Annotated in this window: 8 protein-coding genes; 3 read left to right on the forward strand and 5 right to left on the reverse strand. The window is 72.3% G+C overall.

What is annotated here, in order from left to right; translation table 11 throughout:
• Nucleotides 1-27: 27 nt before the first annotated feature.
• A complete protein-coding gene (locus tag OUQ99_RS18220) occupies nt 28-1,770 on the reverse strand; it encodes a carbamoyltransferase family protein (RefSeq protein ID WP_267944970.1) in 1,743 nt (580 codons plus the stop codon).
• An 842-nt stretch (nt 1,771-2,612) separates the two neighbouring features.
• Here OUQ99_RS18220 and OUQ99_RS18225 point away from each other — a divergent pair.
• Genes OUQ99_RS18225 through OUQ99_RS18235 form a run of 3 tightly spaced genes read left to right on the forward strand, consistent with a single transcriptional unit; the run spans nt 2,613 to nt 4,302 of the window.
• Nucleotides 2,613-3,386, forward strand: coding sequence for a thioesterase II family protein (locus tag OUQ99_RS18225; RefSeq protein WP_267944971.1), 774 nt, complete (start codon nt 2,613-2,615; stop codon nt 3,384-3,386).
• A gap of 51 nt (nt 3,387-3,437) precedes the next feature.
• Nucleotides 3,438-3,701 carry an acyl carrier protein gene (locus tag OUQ99_RS18230; protein WP_267944972.1) on the forward strand — a complete coding sequence of 88 codons (264 nt, stop codon included), beginning with the start codon at nt 3,438-3,440 and terminating at the stop codon, nt 3,699-3,701.
• Entirely contained in the window at nt 3,694-4,302 is a 609-nt protein-coding gene (locus tag OUQ99_RS18235; protein ID WP_267944973.1) for a class I SAM-dependent methyltransferase, read from the forward strand. The genes OUQ99_RS18230 and OUQ99_RS18235 overlap by 8 nt, the downstream gene beginning before the upstream one ends.
• Nucleotides 4,303-4,339: 37 nt before the next feature.
• Here OUQ99_RS18235 and OUQ99_RS18240 read toward each other — a convergent pair whose 3' ends face one another.
• From OUQ99_RS18240 to OUQ99_RS18255, 4 genes are read right to left on the reverse strand one after another with little or no spacing between them, the layout of a single operon-like run.
• On the reverse strand, nt 4,340-5,263 hold the full coding sequence (locus OUQ99_RS18240) for a hypothetical protein (RefSeq protein WP_267944974.1): 924 nt from the start codon (nt 5,261-5,263) through the stop codon (nt 4,340-4,342).
• The gene (gene sbnA / locus OUQ99_RS18245) at nt 5,260-6,261 is read right to left on the reverse strand and encodes a 2,3-diaminopropionate biosynthesis protein SbnA (protein WP_267944975.1); all 1,002 of its coding nucleotides are present in this window, start codon (nt 6,259-6,261) and stop codon (nt 5,260-5,262) included. The genes OUQ99_RS18240 and sbnA overlap by 4 nt, the downstream gene beginning before the upstream one ends.
• A gap of 47 nt (nt 6,262-6,308) precedes the next feature.
• Entirely contained in the window at nt 6,309-6,584 is a 276-nt protein-coding gene (locus tag OUQ99_RS18250) for an MbtH family protein (RefSeq protein ID WP_431061428.1), read from the reverse strand.
• The gene (locus OUQ99_RS18255; RefSeq protein WP_267944976.1) at nt 6,581-19,819 is read right to left on the reverse strand and encodes a non-ribosomal peptide synthetase; all 13,239 of its coding nucleotides are present in this window, start codon (nt 19,817-19,819) and stop codon (nt 6,581-6,583) included. Before OUQ99_RS18255 ends, OUQ99_RS18250 begins: the two co-directional genes overlap by 4 nt.
• Nucleotides 19,820-19,898 lie beyond the last annotated feature (79 nt).

Genomic DNA, 19,898 nt, shown 5'->3' on the forward strand with positions numbered 1-19,898 from the left:
CCGGGACGACAGGGCGGTCCCGGCCGTTCAGCCGCCCAGGCCCACGCGGAACCCCTCGATGTAGAGGCGGCCCAGCGACATCCTCTCCAGCGCCTCCAGGGCCAGGTCCGGCGAGGCGATGATCGGCTGGTTCTTGACGTTGAACGACGTGTTGATCACGCAGCCCAGGCCGGTGTGCTCCTTGACCTTGTGCAGGAGCCGCCAGAAGACCTCGTTGTCCTCCTTGGTGACGATCTGGACCCGGGCGGTGCCGTCCACGTGCACGGCGCCCCGGATCCTCGGGATCCGTTCGGGCCGGGTGCGGGCGGTGCTGAGCATGTACCTGCTCGGCGACAGGGCCCGGCCCTCGAAGACCTCCTCGTAGTCGGAGTCGAGGATCGCCGGGGCGAAGGGCCGGAACCCCTCCCGCATCTTGACGATGGCGTTGAGCCGCCCCTTGATGTCGTCCCCGTTCGGGAGCGCCAGGATGGACCTGTTCCCCAGCGCCCTGGGGCCGAACTCCATGCGTCCGGCGAACCAGGCGACGACCCTGTCCTCCGCGAGGTCGCGGGCGGCCAAATCCATGTACTCGTCGGTGAACCCGTGGTACTCCCAGACCGGGGATCCGCCTCCGGGCCGCTCGAACGCCTTCAGCGCCGAGCGCACGTCGTCGGCGCCGTAGCCGGGACCGGTGTAGGCGCTGAAGGTGCCGGAGAAGCCCCCGGCCACGTGCAGTGCGGCCCCCATCGCGGTGCCGTCGTCGCCCGCGGCCGGCGGGACGAACATGCGCGACACCTCGGGCAGCTCCGAGATGGACTGGTTGGCCAGGCAGTTCAGGAAGGTCCCGCCCGAGAGGCACAGCGAGTCCTGGCCCGTGTGCCGCAGCCAGTGGCGGACCAGGTCCGTCAGGACCTCGGAGAAGCGCGCCTGGAAGGCGGCGGCGATGTCGGCGTACTCGTCGGGGACCTCGGCGCCGGGCTCGCGCGGTGCGACGCCGAGCGACTCCTCCAGGAAGGCCAGGGCGTCCGGGTAGCCCTCCCCCGCGCGTCCGAGCGCGCCCTGGGGCCAGCCGATGGCGGCCCTGCCCTCGTCGGCGCCCATGAAGCGGGCGAAGAATTCGGCGTAGCGGCGGGGGTCGCCGTACGCGGACAGGCCCATGACCTTGTACTCGTCGGAGTTGAAGGTGTACCCGAGATAGCGGGTCAGGATCGAGTAGAGGATGCCCAGGGAGGAGTCGATTCCCTGGCTGTACAGCTCCTCCATGCGGCCCCGGGTGAACCGGTGCACGGTGAGGGCAACGGTCTCGCCCATGCCGTCGGAGACCACGGACAGGGCGTCCTCGTAACCGCTCAGGTGGTAGGCGGAGGCGGCGTGGGCGACGTGGTGGTCCACCGGGCGGAACCGGTCGCCCGGATTCCTCCACCCCGTGCGCGCGAGTTCCTCGACCACGGTCCGGCCGCTGAGCACCTCGTCGAAGTACTCGGGGGTCCGGTGGAAGAAGCGGCGGAACCGGTCGTAGTTGAAACCGTGGGCGATGAGGTCGACGTCGTCGCCGGTGATCCCGGCGTGGTCGAGGCAGTAGGCGATGGCCTTCTCCGGGAAGGCCCCGGTCGCCTTGTCCCCGGTGAAGCGCTCCTCGGCGGCCGCGGCGACGATGTTCCCGTCGACCACGAGGCAGGCGGCACTGTCCATGCCCTGGCAGATCCTGCTGTCGACCTCCGCGATCCCCGGCCTGCTCCGGAGGTGGTGCGGCTGGGAGTGGGGGAGGCCGCTGAGGCCGAGTACGATCACCGTTCTCCTTGTGTGGGCTCGGCGTTCTCCGCCTCACACCCGGGGGTGCGGGCGGGGCGGGTCGGTTCACGCCCCGGGGGAGCCTGCGCGGCCGCCCGCGCCGACCGCGTGAGCGCTTCCTCCCGGTCGGCGGGACCGGCTGCCGGGAGACAGGGGGTCAGAAGCCGGAGCAGACTCCGCGACGCTTCGCCGTCATCGGGCACCTCCCCCTCTTTCCGGACACTCCACCGCGGGGCCCCTGGCGTGCGGGCCCTTCGTCGAACGGCATGAGTATAGGACGGGCCGAACGGTATGGGAATAGAGAATCCGTTTGCCGGAGCGCGGATGTCTTTCGCCCCCCGTACCCGGTTCGCGCTTGTGCTCCGTTCGTGTGTAACGCGCGCACGCGGCCGGGGTCTTTCCGGTTTCGAGCACCCTGACGAATATGGTTCCCGGTTCCACTCCGCCGATCTCCCCCTGCGCGTCCTCCGAATCCGTCCCCCTATCCGAATGATCCTGATTCGCGGCTTTCGAAGCTTTCCTGGACCAGGGTGATCCGAGGACTGCGCGCCCCGGTTCCGTTTCCATGCGGCCTGTCCCGGAAAGGAAAACGATCCCCTGCTGCGGCACCGGAGGAATCCCGATCCAACCCCTGGCGCGAACGGAGAGAGCCCACTATGATGCGACAGCCCGTGGTGCGAATACCGGCCCAGGAGCAGGGGCCGCCGCCATTGTTTCCGGCGCCGGGAACGCACCGGAGAGCACGCATTCGAAGCACCGGTCCGCCGCGGTGATCCGAGGACGCCCCGCAGACCGGGTCTGCCGCTCCGCCCCCCGCCCACAGAACGGACCCCCGCCCCTCCATGCACTCCACTCCCCACCGGACCGCGCAGAAATGGGTCCGCCCCCTGGCCGGGGCGACCGCCCCCGGCGGGCTGCGCCTCTTCTTCTTCCCGTACGCGGGGGCGGGCGCCTCCGCCTACCGGAGCTGGGGGGCCGGCCTTCCCGAGGGCGCCGAGGGCTTCGCCGTCCAGCTGCCCGGACGCGAGGACCGCTTCCACGAACGGCCCGTCCCCGGGCTCGACGACCTGCTGGACGCCCTCACCCCCGGGCTGCTGCCGCTGCTCGACAGGCCCTTCGCGTTCTTCGGCCACAGCATGGGCGCCATCGTCTGCTGGGAGCTGTGCCGCAGGCTGCGGCTGACGCACGGCCTCGAGCCGGTCCGCGTGTTCGTGTCGGGCTGCCGCGCCCTGCACCTGCACCGGTCGCGCACCCCGGCGGAGGCCGACCTGTCGGACGAAGGGCTGGTCGAGGAGCTGCGCGCGCTCGGCGCCACCCCCGAGGAGCTGCTGCGCAACCCGGAGTTCACCGCGTTCCTGCTGCCCACCTTCCGCGCCGACCTGTCCCTCTTCGCCGGATACAGCTACCGGCCCGGACCGCCGCTGAGCTGTCCCGTCTCGGTGTTCGGCGGCACGCGGGACCCGCGGGTGGCCGAGGAGCACCTCCACGGCTGGGCCGCGCTGACCGACGGACCGGCCCGGGTGGAGATGTTCCCCGGCGGCCACCTGTTCCTGCTCCAGGAGCGCGAACGGATGCTGCGCAGCATCGGCTGGGCACTGTCCGGCGACGGCTTCTGACCCGACGCGGCCCGGGCACGCACCGGTCCCCACCTCCACGGAAAGAGGAGCATGTCCGCAGACGACACGAACTACCAGGCCCTCGTCGGCGGCATCGTCGCCGACGCACTCGAGACCCGGTCGGTCGCCCCCGAGGACGCGTTCGCCGACCTCCAGGTGAACTCGGTCCTGCTGCTGCGCATCGTCGCCGCGATCGAGGACAGGCTGGGCACCTCCATCGACATCGTCGACGTCCTCCAGGCACAGACCGTGGGCGACCTGGCCGACCTGGCCAGGAGCTACGCCCTGCGCGAGGAGGAGGAGAGCCGTGGGTGACGTCCCCTCGCCCCTGTGGCTCCGGACCGCCGACGTCGACCACATGCGCAGGGACGGGCGGGACGAGGACCCCGGCCACGCCTGGACCGCCGAGCGCCTCGGCGCGCTCTACCCAGGCACCTCCTGCACACTGCTGGACTGCGGCGTGATGTCCGGCGTGACCTACGCCGGTCTGCGGGACGCGGGCCTGCCCGTGGACTACACCGGCATCGACGTCTCCCCCCGGGTCCTCGACGCGTGCCGGACCGAGCACCCGGGCGCGCGGTGGCTGGAGATGAGCGTCACCGACCTCGCCTTCGGCGAGGGCTCCTTCGACGTCGTGAACTCCCGCCACCTGCTGGAGTGCCTGCCCTACTACGAGACGGCGGTCCGGGAGATGTTCCGGGTGGCCCGCACCCACGTGATCATCGGCTTCTTCCAGGTGCCCAGGGCGCCCGAGGCGCTGCTGCGGCGCGAGACCGACGAGGGCTACATCTGGCTGAACCGCTACGACCCGGGCCCCTTCGAGGAGCTGCTGCACCGGCTCTCGCGGGAGGTGGAGACCGCCGACCTGCGCCACGGGCCCCGCCGCTCCCGCATCTACCTGTGCACGAAACGCTGATCCGTCCCGGCCCCGCACACGGCGGGGCCGGGACGGGTCAGCGGCCGGAGGGCCCGCGGAAGCGCAGGGCCATGGCCGCCAGGGAGCCCCTGCTCGAGGCGCAGGCCAGGACCGCGTCACCGTCGTCGATCCGGCCGGACTCCGCGAGGTCGGCCAGGTTGATCGGCACGTCGGACGAGAAGCAGTGCCCCACCGTCGAGACGAGCCCGGGATAGGGCTCCGTGTGCGGCATCGCGGCGGCCATCGACAGCATGGTGCGGGTCGCGCTGCCGAAGTTCGGGGTCACCAGGTAGCGGAAGCCCTCTTCCGCGTGCCCTGCCACCCGACGCGTGGCGGTGCGCATGGCCGTCAGGGTCACCCTCGCGTCGGCCAGGCCCGACCACTCCTTCCGGGGCAGCCAGCGCTCGGTCGCCGATCCCAGGAGCTGGAAGGACGCCTCCGGACCGGGTTCCCGCGTGATGAGGCAGGAGGCGGCCCCGTCGCTGAAGACCGTCATGCTGATCGGAGGATGCCGGGTTCCCGAGACGATCCGGTCGACCGTCACCAGCAGGACCGACACGGCCTGCCCCGACGCGATCAGGCCCCTGGCCACGTCGGTCCCCGAGGAGAAGTTCGAGCAGGCGTCGCCGCTGACGACGAGGACCGGGGTCGAGGGCAGCTTCGCCGCGGCGCGGAACTCCTGGGCCCACTCGCTGGGGGTCGTCCCCTCGTCCGTGTCGTTGCAGACCACCACCGCCTCGTAGGACACGTCCGGCTGCTCGGCCCCCGGGGCTCCCGGGGTGACCGCGACCGCCATCTCCAGGGTGGAGTCCGAGGACACGCGCACCTCCCGGATGCCCTGCTCCTCCAGCGCGCCGAGGTTCTCGCGGACCCTGGGGTCGTCCAGGTCCCGGACGTGGACGGGCGTACCGAGTCTGGACGTGAGAGGGAGGGCGTACACGTCCGGGCCCTGCGGGTTCACTGGCTCTCCTTGCCGTGCGGCGTCGTGGAACCCCCGGCGGAGGGCCGGAGGGTCTCGTCCCCGAAGTTCTTGTCGACCCACTGGTCGCTGTAGACGGTCTCGAGGTACCGGTCCCCCAGGTCGGGGGCCACGGCCACCGACCTGAGGCGGTGCTCCGGGTCGTGGCGGTCGAGCCAGTCCAGGGCCCCGCCCACCACCGTTCCCGTGGACCCGCCGAACAGGAACCCGCGCGCGGACAGGGCCCGGCAGGTCCTGATGGCCTCCCGTTCGGGCACGTGGACCACGTCGTCGACGGAGGCCAGCTCCAGGGCCGGCGCCGGGGTGCTCGACCCGAGTCCGGGGATGAGGCGCGGCCCGGGCTCGCCGCCGAAGTTCGCCGACCCCTGGGCGTCGACGGCCACCACCCGCACACGGGACGCGTGCTCGCGGAAGTACCGCGCGCAGCCAACGAGGGTGCCCCCGGTCCCGGCGCCGACGAAGAGGACGTCGAGATCGGGGAAGCGCCCGGCGATCTCGACGGCGGTCGTCTCGTAGTGCGCCGTCCAGTTCGCCGGGTTCTCGTACTGGTTGAGCCACAGGTACCGGTCGTCGCCGCGGCACATCTGCCGGACCCTCTCCTTCCTGGCGCCCAGGAGGCCGCCGACGGGGTCGGGGACGTCGACCACCACGACGTCGGTGCCCAGGGCCCTCATCAGCCGCAGCGTGTGGGGGTTGCAGCGCCGGTCGGTCACGCACGTGAACACCAGGCCCTTGCTGGCGGCGACCACGCTGAGAGCCACGCCGAGGTTGCCGGAGGAGGACTCCACCAGGACCGTGTCCGGGCGCAGGAGCCCGTCCTTCTCGGCGGCCGCCACCATGGCCGCGGCCGTGCGGAGCTTGACGGAGCCTCCGAAGTTGAAGCCCTCGCACTTCAGGTAGATCTCGCGGCCGGTCACGGACGTGAGGTCGACGTAGACGTCGGACTCCAGCAGTTCGTGCGGCGCGGAAACGATGGGCATCCCGTGCTCCTGTTCTCGGTACGGGGCCGGGGCGGCGCGGCGGGCGCTCAGGCGCCGGCTTCCGCCTGCCGGACCAGGCTCGCGGGCCGCATGTCGGTCCACTCGCTGTCGATGTGCCGGGTGCACTCCTCCCGGCCGGCCGGACCGAACACGCTCTCCCAGCCGGCGGGCACCGCGATGTGCCCGGGCCACAGCGAGTACTGCCCCTCGGCGTTCCTGAGCACGAGGAAGGTACCGTCCTCGGCGTCGAACGGGTTGGTCATCGCGTTCTCCTCCACGGGTGTGGTCGTGTGCGGGTGGTCGTCCTGCGCGGGACGGCTCACGGGTCCGCGAGCACGCCGTCCAGGATCTTCCTGACGGCGCCGAGGGGTTCGCGGTCGGTCATCCGGGCGTGCTCGGCGTCGATGTCGTGACGCTCCACACGGCCGCTGACGTGCGGGTCCCACGCCCGCGTCGACGGGGCGACCCGGCCGCGCCCCCGGGTCGCCGCGAAGAACAGCATGTCGCCCTCGAAGCGGGCGGTGGGCCGCTCGGCCACGATGCGCAGGAGCCGGTTCGCGGTGCGGGTGAGGGCGTCGAGGTCCGCCTCCCCGAGCGCGGGCGCGGCCTCCGTCGCGCCCATGAGGCGGGCGACCTCCTGGGGCCCGATCCCGTCCTGCCAGCCGACGCCCTCGGCCTCGTGCGGGTAGGAGTCCAGCAGTGCCAGGACCGCCACCTCCTCCCCCTGTTCCTGGAGGGCGCAGGCCAGCGCGTGGGCGATGTTCCCGCCCAGGGACCAGCCGAGCAGGTGGTAGGGGCCGTGCGGCTGGACGGAGCGGATCTGGGCCAGGTAGTCGGTGACCAGGTCGGCGGCCGTCTGCGGGGCGCCGCCCGCGCCGTCGGTCCCCCCGGCCTGGATCCCGTACACGGGACGGTCGCCCAGGCCTTCGGCGAGAGCGGCGTAGCACCAGCTCAGGCCGGTCACCGGGTGTACGCAGTACAGCGGGGGCAGGGTTCCGCCGCCGCGCAGGGCCAGCAGGGGCGCCTGGGAACCGGGACGGTGCGGCCGGAGCCGTCCGCCCTCCTCGGCGACGGCCTCGGAGATGCCCGCGACGGTCGGGGAGCGGAAGAAGGCGGGCAGGTCGACGGTCGCGCCGAGCACCGTCCGTATCCGGCTGATCAGCCGGGTCGCGAGCAGTGAGTGGCCGCCCAGGTCGAAGAACCCGTCGTCGATCCCGACGTCGGGACGGTCCAGCACCTCGGCGAACAGCCCGCACAGGATCTCCTCCCGCGCGGTGCGCGGAGCCCGCCCGACCGCGATCTCGGCCTCGGGGGCGGGCAGCGCCGCCCGGTCCACCTTGCCGTTCGGCGTCAGCGGGAACGCCTCCAGGGCCGTGAACGCCGACGGAACCATGTAGGCGGGCAGTTCCCGGGTCGCCAGGCGGCGCAGTTCCCCGTTCTCCGGGGCCGCCGCGCCCTCGACGGGAACGTGGTAGGCCACCAGGCGCTTCTCCCCGGGGGTGTCCTCGCGCAGCACCACCACCGCCCGTGCGACATCCGGATGCGCCGCCAGGACCGCTTCGACCTCCCCCGGTTCGACCCGGAAGCCGCGGATCTTCACCTGGAAGTCCGAGCGCCCCACGTACTCCAGGGCGCCCTCGGAACTCCACCGGACCACGTCACCCGTGCGGTACATCCGCGAACCCGGCTCACCATAAGGGTCGGCGACGAACCGCCCGGCCGTCAGGCCAGGGCGCTCGTGATAGCCGCGCGCCACCCCCGCACCCGCGATATAGAGCTCGCCGGGCACTCCGGGGACGGTGGGGTTCAGGCTGCCGTCCAGGACGTAGGCGCGGGTGTTGTCGATCGGGACGCCGATGGTCACGGGAGCGTCGGCGTGCAGGCGGCAGGTCGTGGAGTAGACCGTGGTCTCGGTGGGCCCGTACCCGTTGGTCACCCGTCGGGCTGCGGAGGCCAGCGCGTCGGCCAGTTCCCGGGTGACGGGCTCCCCCGCCGTCACCACATGCACGCCGGACAGGTCGATGCCGGCCTCCAGCAGGGTCCTCCACAGACTGGGGGTGGCCTGCATGTGGGTGACACCGTGCCGGTCGATCATGCCCGCGAGCCGCCGGGGGTCCAACAGGTCCTCGCGGGACACCAGGACCGTCGCGCCGCCGCACACCAGCGGCAGGTACACCTCGACGGCGGCGATGTCGAAACCGAACGTGGTGCTGGCCAGGAAGCGGTCGCGCTCGGTGAAGGACAGATGTCGCTTCACCGACAACAGCAGGTTCACCAGCGCGCCGCCGGTGACGGTCACCCCCTTGGGCCGACCCGTCGAACCCGAGGTGTAGAGCACCTGCACCGCACCCGCAGCAGGGCACCCGGCGGCAGCCGGATTCTCCACCGACCGCCCGGACAGGTCGGTCGAGGCCAGGAACCCCTCGTCCAGCACCACCCGGAGCCGGGCGTCCTCCAAGATGAAGCGGACGCGCTCGGGAGGGAACTCCGGATCCACCGGCACATAGGCCGCACCGGCCTTGAGCACCGCCAGCGCGCACACCACCATCTCCACGCCGCGCGGCAACAGGACCGCCACCCGGTCCTCGCCCCGCACACCCCTGGCCACCAGCTCGTGGACCAACCGGTTCACCCGCGCGTTGAGCTCGGCATAGGTGGTCACCCCCTCGTCGGTGACGATCGCGGGCGCCTCCGGGGACCGCGCGACCTGCGCCTCGAACAGCCCGGCCAGGCTCTCCGCGGAGGTCGGTCCGTCGGCGTGCGGTGCGCCCCGACCCCACGTGTGCAGCAGCTGACGGCGCTCGTCGGCCGACAACAGCTCGACCCGGCCGACCCGGACCGAGCCGTCGCGGGCCATCTCCGCCAGCACCGCCGCGTACCAGCGCGCCAGCCGCTCGGCGGTGGAACGGTCGAACAGGTCCTCGGCGAACTCCAACCGGCCGACCAGACCCGCTCGCGCACCCTGTTCGTCGAACTCCTCGTGTGCGCTCAGGGAGAGGTCGAACTTGGCCACCCGGAAATCGACCGGGTACTCCTCGATCTCCAGCCCCTCCAGAGCCGGCGAGGTCCGCCGGTTGTTCTGCATCACCAGCAGGGTCTGGAAGAGCGGGTGCCGGGACGCCGAACGCTCGGGGTTGAGCGCCTCCACCAGCCACTCGAACGGCACGTCCTGGTGCGCGAACGCGTCCAGACCCCTTTCCCGGACGCGCATGACGAGTTCGCGCAACGTGGGGTCGCCGGAGACGTCGGTCCGCAGCACCAGGGTGTTGACGAAGAACCCGACCAGGTCCTCCAACGCCTCGTCCGAACGCCCCGCCACCACCGTCCCCACGGGGATGTCGGTACCCGCGCCCAGCCGGCTGAGCAGCGCCGCCCAGCCCGCCTGGAGCACCATGAACAGCGTCCCGCCGCACTCCCGGGCCAGGCCGGCCAGGCCCTCGTGCACCTCCGCGGGAAGGGCGAGATCGACGGTGCCGCCACGCCAGGACGCCACCGCCGGGCGGGGCCGGTCGGTGGGCAGCGCCAACTCCTGCGGCGCCCCTTCCAGGGCACGGCGCCAGTACTCCAGTCGGGTGTGCATGACGCTGCCGGGGTCGGACTGATCACCCAGATCCCGGCGCTGCCACAGGCTGAAGTCGGCGTACTGCACCGGCAGCGGCGACCAGTCGGGGACCCGGCCGCGTGCGCGAGACCGATAGGCCCGGCTCAGATCATCCAGCAGCGGTGCCAGTGACCACCCGTCGCACGCGATGTGGTGCACCACCACGCAGAGCACGCTCTCCTCGTCCGACAACCGGTACAGCCGGGCACGCACGGGAGGTTCCACCGACAGGTCGAAACCGCGCGCGACGAACCCCGTCAGTCCGGCGACGTCTTCCCCCGACTCGCGGTCGACGATCTCCAGCGGCGCCGGGGTCTGCTCTGCAGGGAGCACGTGTTGCCAGACCTGGTCCCGGTCCTGCACGAAGACCGTCCGCAGACTCTCGTGACGGCCGAGCACGTCGCCCAGCGCCGCGCGCAGGGCCTCCTCGTCCACCGCGCCGCGCAGCCGCAGCGCCACGGGAATGTTGTAGGTCCCCGGCTCCTCCATCTGGTTCAGGAACCACAGCCGGCGCTGGGCGAAGGACAGCGGTACCCGCTCCGGCCGCTCCCCCGCGACCAGCGCCGCACGCTCACGACCGCCCTCGCGCTCCAACAAGCCGGCGACCCCGGCCACCGTCGGCCGGTCGAAGAACTCCCGCACCCCCACCTCACCGCCGAGCACCGTCCGTATCCGGCTGATCAGCCGGGTCGCGAGCAGTGAGTGGCCGCCCAGGTCGAAGAACCCGTCGTCGATCCCGACGTCGGGACGGTCCAGCACCTCGGCGAACAGCCCGCACAGGATCTCCTCCCGCGCCGTACGCGGGGCCCGACTTGCCACCGCCACAGCCTCGGGAGCGGGCAGCGCCGCCCGGTCCACCTTGCCGTTCGGCGTCAGCGGGAACGCCTCCAGTGCCACGAACGCCGACGGAACCATATAGGCGGGCAGTTCCCCGGCCAGTCGGCTCCGGATACCGTCCGTGTCCAAGCCGTGTCCCGCCGGCGGGACGGCGTACCCGACCAGACGGCGCCCACCGCCCGTGTCCTCACGTACGACGACGACGGCCTGCTCCACACCCGGACAACGGTGCAGAGCCGCTTCGATCTCCCCCAGCTCGATCCGGAAGCCGCGGATCTTCACCTGGAAGTCCGAGCGCCCCACGTACTCCAGGGCGCCCTCGGAACTCCACCGGACCACGTCACCCGTGCGGTACATCCGCGAACCCGGCTCACCGAACGGATCGGCGACGAACCGCCCGGCCGTCAGCCCCGGACGCTCGTGGTAGCCGCGCGCCACCCCCGCACCCGCGATATAGAGCTCGCCCGCGACACCGACCGGCACGGGCGCCAGCGCGTCGTCCAGCACATACACCCGCGTGCCGGACAGGGGCCGTCCGATGGGCACACGGCCGGGGCTTCCCTTGAGCGGGTCGCTCAAGGTGGAGCAGACCGCGGCCTCGGTCGGACCGTAGGCGTTGACCATGCGCCGGCCCTCGGCCCAGCGCTCCACCAGCTCGGTCGAGCACGCCTCCCCGCCCGAGGCCAGCGAGCGGAGTCCGGTGAGCACGGCGGGCGCGGTCTCGGGCAGGGAACCCAGGACCGCTGGGGTGATGAGGGCGTGGGTGGCCCGGTGACCGTCGAGGAAGTCGACCAGGTCCTGGCCCGCCAGGACGGTGTCGGCTGCGGCCACCGCGAGCGCGGCGCCGCTCAACAGGGCGTGGCACCACTCGGCGGAGGCGGCGTCGAAGCTGAACGAGGCCACCTGCGCGACGACGTCGCCGGGGCCCAGTTCCAGGGCACGGATGGTGGCGCGGGCCATGTTGGCCACACCGGCGTGGTGGTTGACCGCGCCCTTCGGGGTTCCGGTGGATCCGGACGTGTAGATGACGTAGGCGGCGTGTTCGGGCCGGAGCGGGGCCGGGCGTTCGTCCTGGGTGATGTCCCGCTCCGCACGGCTCCGCACGGCCTCGGCGGTCCGCGGGTCGTCCAGGCACAGGGAAGGTGCGGCGGGAGACGCGGGGTCGGCCGCGACCGTGGTGAGCACCAGTGCGGGGGACGCGTCGGCGAGCATGAACGCGACGCGCTCACGGGGGTAGTCGGTGTCGACGGGGACGTAGGCTCCGCCCGCCTTGAGCACGGCGAGCGCGGCGGCGAACATCTCGACGGATCGCGGCAGGGCGATGGCGACCCGTGTCTCCGGCCCCACCCCCCTCGCGAGGAGTTCACGGGCCAACCGGTTCACCCGGGCGTTGAGCTGGGCGTAGGTGGTCACCCCCTCGTCGGTGACGACCGCGGGCGCCTCGGGGGTCCGGGCAACCTGCGCCTCGAACAGCTCGGGCAGGATCTCCGTGGCGCTCTGCCCGTCGGCGTGCGGTGCGCCCCGGCCCCACGTATGGAGCAGCTGACGGCGCTCGTCTGCCGACAGCAGCTCGACCTGGCCGACCCGGACCGAGCCGTCCCGGGCCATCTCCGCCAGCACCGCCGTATACCAGCGCGCCAGCCGCTCGGCCGTGGAACGGTCGAACAGGTCCTCGGCGAACTCCAGGTGTCCGACCAGACCCGCCCGGCCGCCGTCCTGCCCGAACTCCTCGTACACGTTCAGCGAGAGGTCGAACTTGGCCACCCGGAAATCGACCGGGTACTCCTCGACCCCGACCCCGGCGAGCTCCAGCGGGGAGCGCCGGTTGTTCTGCATCACCAGCAGGGTCTGGAAGAGCGGATGCCGGGACGCCGAACGCTCCGGGTTGAGCGCCTCCACCAGCCACTCGAACGGCACGTCCTGGTGCGCGAACGCGTCCAATCCACCCTCGCGCACCCGGGCCACCAGCTCCCGCAACGTGGGGTCGCCGGAGACGTCGGTCCGCAGCACCAGGGTGTTGACGAAGAACCCGACCAGCTCCTCCAGGGCTTCGTCCGAACGCCCCGCCACCACCGTGCCCACCGGAATGTCGGTGCCCGCGCCCAACCTGCTGAGCAGCGCCGCCCACCCCGCCTGGAGCACCATGAACAGCGTCCCGCCGCACTCCCGGGCCAGGCCGGCCAGGCCCTCGTGCACCTCCGCGGGGATGTCGAGGCCGACCGCGTCGCCACGCCAGGACGCCACCGCCGGGCGGGGCCGGTCCGTCGGCAGAGCCAACTCCTGCGGCGCCCCCTGCAGAGCCCCACGCCAGTACTCCGACTGGGCGTGCATGACGCTGCCGGGATCGGCCTGCTCTCCCAGTTCCCGACGCTGCCACAGGCTGAAGTCGGCGTACTGCACCGGCAGCGGAGTCCAGCCGGGAACCCGGCCGCCTACGCGGGCTTCGTAGGCCCGACTCAGGTCGCCCAGCAGCGGCGCCAATGACCACCCGTCGCACGCGATGTGGTGCACCACCACACAGAGAACACTCTCGCCGTCCGACACCCGGTACAGCCGGGCCCGCAACGGCAGCTGCGCGGAGAGGTCGAACCCGCCCACGGCGAACTCCGCCAACGACGACGCGATCCCCTCCGAAGCGCCGTCCGCGGCCCCGGAACCGGGCGCACGGTCCACGATGTCGAAGAAGGCTTCCGTCTGCCCTGGTGGGAGCACGTGCTGCCAGACCTGGTCCCGGTCCTGCACGAACACCGTCCGCAGACTCTCGTGACGGCCGAGCACATCGCCCAGGGCCGCGCGCAGCGCTTCCACGTCCACCGCGCCCCGCAGCCGCAACGCCACCGGGACGTTGTAGGTCCCCGGCTCCTCCATCTGGTTCAGGAACCACAGCCGGCGCTGCGCGAACGACAACGGCACCCGCTCCGGACGCTCCCCCGCCACCAACTCCGCACGAGAGCGACTCTTCCCATCACCCAACAACCGGGCGACCCCGGCCACCGTCGGCCGGTCGAAGAACTCCCGCACCCCCACCTCACCGCCGAGCACCGACCGCACCCGACTGATCAGCCGGGTCGCCAACAGCGAATGGCCGCCCAGATCGAAGAACCCGTCGTCGACCCCGACGTCGGTCAGGCCCAGCACCTCGGCGAACAACCCGCACAGGATCTCCTCCCGCGCCGAACGCGGAGCCCGACTCGCCACCGCCACGGCCTCGGGGGCGGGCAGCGCCGCCCGGTCCACCTTGCCGTTCGGCGTCAACGCGAACGCGTCGAGCAGCACCACGAGCGGGACCATGTAGCCGGGGAGCATCGACTCCGTCCGGCTCCGGATGTCGTCCGCGTCCAGGACCCGGCCCGCCGCAGGGACGGTGTACCCGACCAGGCGCCGCTCACCGCCCGCGTCCTCGTGCACGACGACGACAGCCTGTTCCACACCCGGACAGCCGCGCAGAACCGCTTCGATCTCCCCCAGCTCGACCCGGAAGCCGCGGATCTTCACCTGGAAGTCGGAGCGCCCCACGTACTCCAGCGCGCCCTCGGAATTCCACCGCACCAGATCACCGGTGCGGTACATCCGCGCACCCGGCTCACCATAAGGGTCGGCGACGAACCGCCCGGCGGTCAGACCGGGACGCTCGTGGTAGCCGCGCACGACCCCGGCACCCGCGATATAGAGCTCGCCCGCGACACCGACCGGCACAGGCGCCAACGCGTCGTCCAGCACATACACCCGTGTGTTGTCGATAGCGGTGCCGATGGTCACCGGGTCGTCCTCGGACAGGCGGCAGGTCGTGGAGTAGACCGTGGTCTCGGTGGGCCCGTAGCCGTTGGTCACGCCCCGGGCCGCGGAGGCCAGTGCACGGACCAGCTCCGGGGTGGCCGCTTCTCCTCCCGTGACAACGTGCACGCCGGACAGGTCGATGCCGGCCTCCAGCAGGGTCGACCACAGGCTGGGGGTGGCCTGCATGTGGGTGACACCGTGCGTGGAAACCATGCCCGCGAGCCGCCGGGGGTCCAACAGGTCCTCGCGCGTCACCAGGACCGTCGCGCCGCCGCACACCAGCGGCAGATAGATCTCGATGGAGGAGATGTCGAAACCGAACGTGGTGCTGGCCAGGAAGCGGTCGTGCTCGGTGAAGGGCAGGTCCCGCTTCACCGACATCAGCAGGTTCACCAGCGCGCCGCCGGTGACGGTGACCCCCTTGGGCCGCCCCGTCGAACCGGAGGTGTAGAGCACCTGCACCGCGCCCGCCCCCGCGCATCCCACGGACTCGGGATTCGCGGCAGAGCGGGCGGTGAGGTCCATCCGTCCCACGAGGTCCTCGTCCAGGACCACGCGGGGCCGGGCGTCCTCCAGGATGTACCGGATGCGCTCGGCGGGGAACTCCGGGTCCACCGGCACATAGGCAGCGCCGGCCTTGAGCACCGCCAGGGCACACACCACCATGTCCACACCGCGCGGCAGCAGGACCGCGACGCGGTCCTCGCCCCGCACACCCCTGGCCACCAGCTCGTGGGCCAACCGGTTCACCCGCGCGTTGAGATCGGCGTAGGTGGTCACTCCCTCGTCGGTGACGATCGCGGGAGCCTCCGGGGACCGCGCGGCCTGCTCCTCGAACAGCCCGGCCAAGGACGCGGGAACGGCTTCCACACGAGGCCCGTTCCACCCCTCCACCAACTGATCGCGCTCGCCGGGGGAGAGCAGCTCGACCCGGCCGACCCGGACCGAGCCGTCGCGGGCCATCTCGGCCAGCACCGCCGCGTACCAGCGCACGATCCGCTCGGCCGTGGAACGGTCGAACAGGTCCTCGGCGAACTCCAGGTGTCCGCCCAGACCCGCCCGATCGCCGTCCTCCCCGAACTCCTCGTACACGCTCAGGGAGAGGTCGAACTTGGCCACCCGGAAATCGACCGGGTACTCCTCGACCTCCAACCCCTCCAGAGCGAGCGAGGTCCGCCGGTTGTTCTGCATCACCAGCAGCGTCTGGAAGAGCGGATGCCGAGAGGCCGAACGCTCCGGGTTGAGGACCTCCACCAGCCACTCGAACGGCACGTCCTGGTGCGCGAAAGCGTCCAGACCGCCCTCGCGGACGCGCGTGACGAGCTCTCGCAGCGTGGGGTCGCCGGAGACGTCGGTCCGCAGCACCAGGGTGTTGACGAAGAACCCGACCAGGTCCTCCAGGGCTTCGTCCGGCCTTCCGGCCACCACGGTTCCGACGGGGATGTCGGTTCCGGCGCCCAGCCGGCCGAGCAGCGCCGCCCAGCCCGCCTGGAGCACCATGAACAGCGTCCCGCCGCACTCCCGGGCCAGGCCGACCAGGCCCTCGTGCACCTCGGCGGGGATGTCGAGGTCGACGGTGCCGCCACGCCAGGACGCCACCGCCGGCCGGGACCGGTCGGTCGGCAGCGCCAACTCCTGCGGCGCGCCCTCCAGGGCACGGCGCCAGTACTCCAGCTGGGTGTGCATGACGCTGCCGGGGTCGGACTGCTCGCCCAGCTCCCGGCGCTGCCACAGGCTGAAGTCTGCGTACTGCACCGGCAGCGGAGCCCACACGGGGATCCCACCACGCGATCGGGCGTCGTAGGCCCGGCCCAGGTCGCCCAGCAGCGGCGCCATCGACCACCCGTCGCACGCGATGTGGTGCACCACCACACAGAGCACGCTCTCCTCGTCCGACACCCGGTACAGCCGGGCCCGCAACGGCAGCTGCGTGGAGAGGTCGAACCCGCCCACGGCGAACTCCGCGAGCGCGGCCGGGATTCCGGCCGGGTCGGAGTCGACCGTTTCCAGGGGGACGCCCGCCTGTTCGGCGGTGACGACGTGCTGCCGGACCTGGTCCCGGTCCTGCACGAAGACCGTCCGCAGACTCTCGTGACGGCCGAGCACATCGCCCAGGGCCGCGCGCAGCGCTTCCACGTCCACCGCGCCCCGCAGCCGCAACGCCACCGGGACGTTGTAGGTCCCCGGCTCCTCCATCTGGTTCAGGAACCACAGCCGGCGCTGCGCGAACGACAACGGCACCCGCTCCGGACGCTCCCCCGCCACCAGCGCCGCACGTGTACTCCCGCCCTCGCGCTCCAGCAGGCGGGCGACCCCGGCCACCGTCGGCCGGTCGAAGAACTCCCGCACCCCCACCTCACCGCCGAGCACCGACCGCACCCGACTGATCAGCCGGGTCGCCAACAGCGAGTGCCCGCCCAGATCGAAGAACCCGTCGTCGACCCCGACGTCGGTCAGGCCCAGCACCTCGGCGAACAACCCGCACAGGATCTCCTCCCGCGCGGTGCGCGGCCCCCGTCCGACCGTGTCCCCGGCCTCGGGGGCCGGCAGTGCGGCCCGGTCCACCTTGCCGTTCGGCGTCAGCGGGAACGCCTCCAGGGCCACGAACGCCGACGGAACCATGTAGGCGGGCAGTTCCCGGGTCGCCAGGCGGCGCAGTTCCCCGTTCTCCGGGGCCTCCGCACCCTCGACGGGAACGTGGTAGGCCACCAGGCGCTTCTCCCCGGGGGTGTCCTCGCGCAGCACCACCACCGCCCGTGCGACATCCGGATGCGCCGCCAGGACCGCTTCGACCTCCCCCGGTTCGACCCGGAAGCCGCGGATCTTCACCTGGAAGTCCGAGCGCCCCACGTACTCCAGGGCGCCCTCGGAACTCCACCGGACCACGTCACCCGTGCGGTACATCCGCGAACCCGGCTCACCATAAGGGTCGGCGACGAACCGCCCGGCCGTCAGGCCAGGGCGCTCGTGATAGCCGCGCGCCACCCCCGCACCCGCGATATAGAGCTCGCCGGGCACTCCGGGGACGGTGGGGTTCAGGCTGCCGTCCAGGACGTAGGCGCGGGTGTTGTCGATCGGGACGCCGATGGTCACGGGAGCGTCGGCGTGCAGGCGGCAGGTCGTGGAGTAGACCGTGGTCTCGGTGGGCCCGTACCCGTTGGTCACCCGTCGGGCTGCGGAGGCCAGCGCGTCGGCCAGTTCCCGGGTGACGGGCTCCCCCGCCGTCACCACATGCACGCCGGACAGGTCGACCCCCGCCTCGAGCAGGGTCCTCCACAAGCTGGGGGTGGCCTGCATGTGGGTGACACCGTGCGTGGAGACCGCCTCGGACAGCTTGCGGGGGTCCAGCAGCGCGTCACGCGTCACCAGGACCGTCGCGCCGCCGCACACCAGCGGCAGGTACACCTCGACGGCGGCGATGTCGAAACCGAACGTGGTGCTGGCCAGGAAGCGGTCGCGCTCGGTGAAGGACAGATGTCGCTTCACCGACAACAGCAGGTTCACCAGCGCGCCGCCGGTGACGGTCACCCCCTTGGGCCGACCCGTCGAACCCGAGGTGTAGAGCACCTGCACCGCACCCGCAGCAGGGCACCCGGCGGCAGCCGGATTCTCCACCGACCGCCCGGACAGGTCGGTCGAGGCCAGGAACCCCTCGTCCAGCACCACCCGGAGCCGGGCGTCCTCCAAGATGAAGCGGACGCGCTCGGGAGGGAACTCCGGATCCACCGGCACATAGGCCGCACCGGCCTTGAGCACCGCCAGCGCGCACACCACCATCTCCACGCCGCGCGGCAACAGGACCGCCACCCGGTCCTCGCCCCGCACACCCCTGGCCACCAGCTCGTGGACCAACCGGTTCACCCGCGCGTTGAGCTCGGCATAGGTGGTCACCCCCTCGTCGGTGACGATCGCGGGCGCCTCCGGGGACCGCGCGACCTGCGCCTCGAACAGCCCGGCCAAGGACGCCGAAGCAGCCTCCGCGCGGGGCCCGTTCCAGCCCTCCACCAACTGACGGCGCTCCTCGGCCGACAGCAGGTCGGACTGCCAGATCGCGGTGTCGGGGCCGGAGATGACCAGCTCGATCGACCTGCGCAGGCGCTCGGCCATCGCCTCGACGGTCGGGCGCCGCCACAGGTCGGTGCGGTACGTCAGGACTCCCCGGAGGCAGCCGTCGGCCACTGCCGTGCTGAACTCCAGGTCGAACTGGGCCGCCGAACCGTTCCACGGAACCCGTGCGACGCCCCGGTCCCCCTCGGGTCCGCCCGGATCGGCGGGACCGCCGTGGTGGACGTAGACCACGTCGAAGACGGGGTTGCGGTGGGAGTCGCGCGCGGTCGTCGCCGCCGCGGCCACCCGCTCGAACGGGGCGTGCTGGTGCGCCTGGGCCCGCGCCAGCCCGCCCTGCACGAGGCGTACCAGTTCGGCGCTGGTCCGCACCCCGGACAGGTCCGCGCGCAGGGCTGTGGTGTTGACGAGGAAGCCGACGACGTCCTGGAGGTCGGGGCCGGTGCGGCCGGTGAAGACCGTGCCGATGGTGACGTCGGTCTGCCCCGACTGCCTGGCCAGGAGGAACTGGAACGCGGCCGCCAGGACGCTGGAGGGGGCCGCCCGCATGCGCAGGGCGAACCGGTGCAGTGCGGCGGTGGCCTGCGGCGACAGCTCGAAGCGCACCCGGTCCGCCTCGGGGGCGGAGTCGTCGGAACGGGGCGTGTCGGTCGGCAGCTCCAGGCGTTCGAAGCCCTGGAGTTCCCGGCGCCAGTGGTCCACGTGCTCGGACAGCCCGGCGACGGCGTCGGGCGTGCGCTGCGCCGCGGCCACGTCCGAGAACCGGGCGGGCGCCGGCGCGAGTCCCGCGTCGCCTCCGGACAGGGCCGCGCCGTAGAGGGCCCGCAGGTCGCGCTCCAGGATGTCCAGGGACCGCCCGTCCACCACCAGGTGGTGGACGACCAGGGCGAAGGTGTCCGGTCCGCCGGCGCGGCGGACGACCAGCGCCCGCAGCGGCGGGGCGCCCTGGAGGTCGAAGGGCCGCGCGGCTGCTGCGCGGACCGCGTCCCGGACGGCCTCGCCCGAGTCGGCGCGCGCGTGGTCCGGTTCCAGGGTGAACGCCGTGAGGACGTGCTGCCGGGGGACCCCCTCCGCGTCGGCGGAGTAGGCCGTCCTCAGGACCTCGTGCCGCTCGACGAGGCGGTCCAGGGCCGCACGCAGGGCGCTCTCCGCGACACCCGGGTCGAAGTCCAGGCGCAGGACCAGGTTGTGGCTGACGTCGTGCGGGTCGAGCTGCTGGAGCCACCACAGGCGCTCCTGCCCGAAGGTCAGGGGCCGGGCCCCGCTGACGTCGTTCACTGGCCGTCCTTCCCGTCCTGCACCGTGATGGCGCAGCCGTTCCCCACGGCGCCGCGCCCGCAGCGGGGCACGGAACGTC

Source organism: Streptomonospora nanhaiensis, from assembly GCF_026642255.1.
Classification (GTDB): domain Bacteria; phylum Actinomycetota; class Actinomycetes; order Streptosporangiales; family Streptosporangiaceae; genus Nocardiopsis; species Nocardiopsis tropica.

What these genes read in the sequence shown, in the direction of transcription:
- OUQ99_RS18225 (WP_267944971.1), top strand. Translation starts at nt 2,613, where the DNA reads ATGCACTCCACTCCCCACCGGACCGCGCAGAAATGGGTCCGCCCCCTG.
- OUQ99_RS18230 (WP_267944972.1), top strand. Translation starts at nt 3,438, where the DNA reads ATGTCCGCAGACGACACGAACTACCAGGCCCTCGTCGGCGGCATCGTC.
- sbnA (WP_267944975.1), bottom strand. Translation starts at nt 6,261, where the DNA reads ATGCCCATCGTTTCCGCGCCGCACGAACTGCTGGAGTCCGACGTCTAC.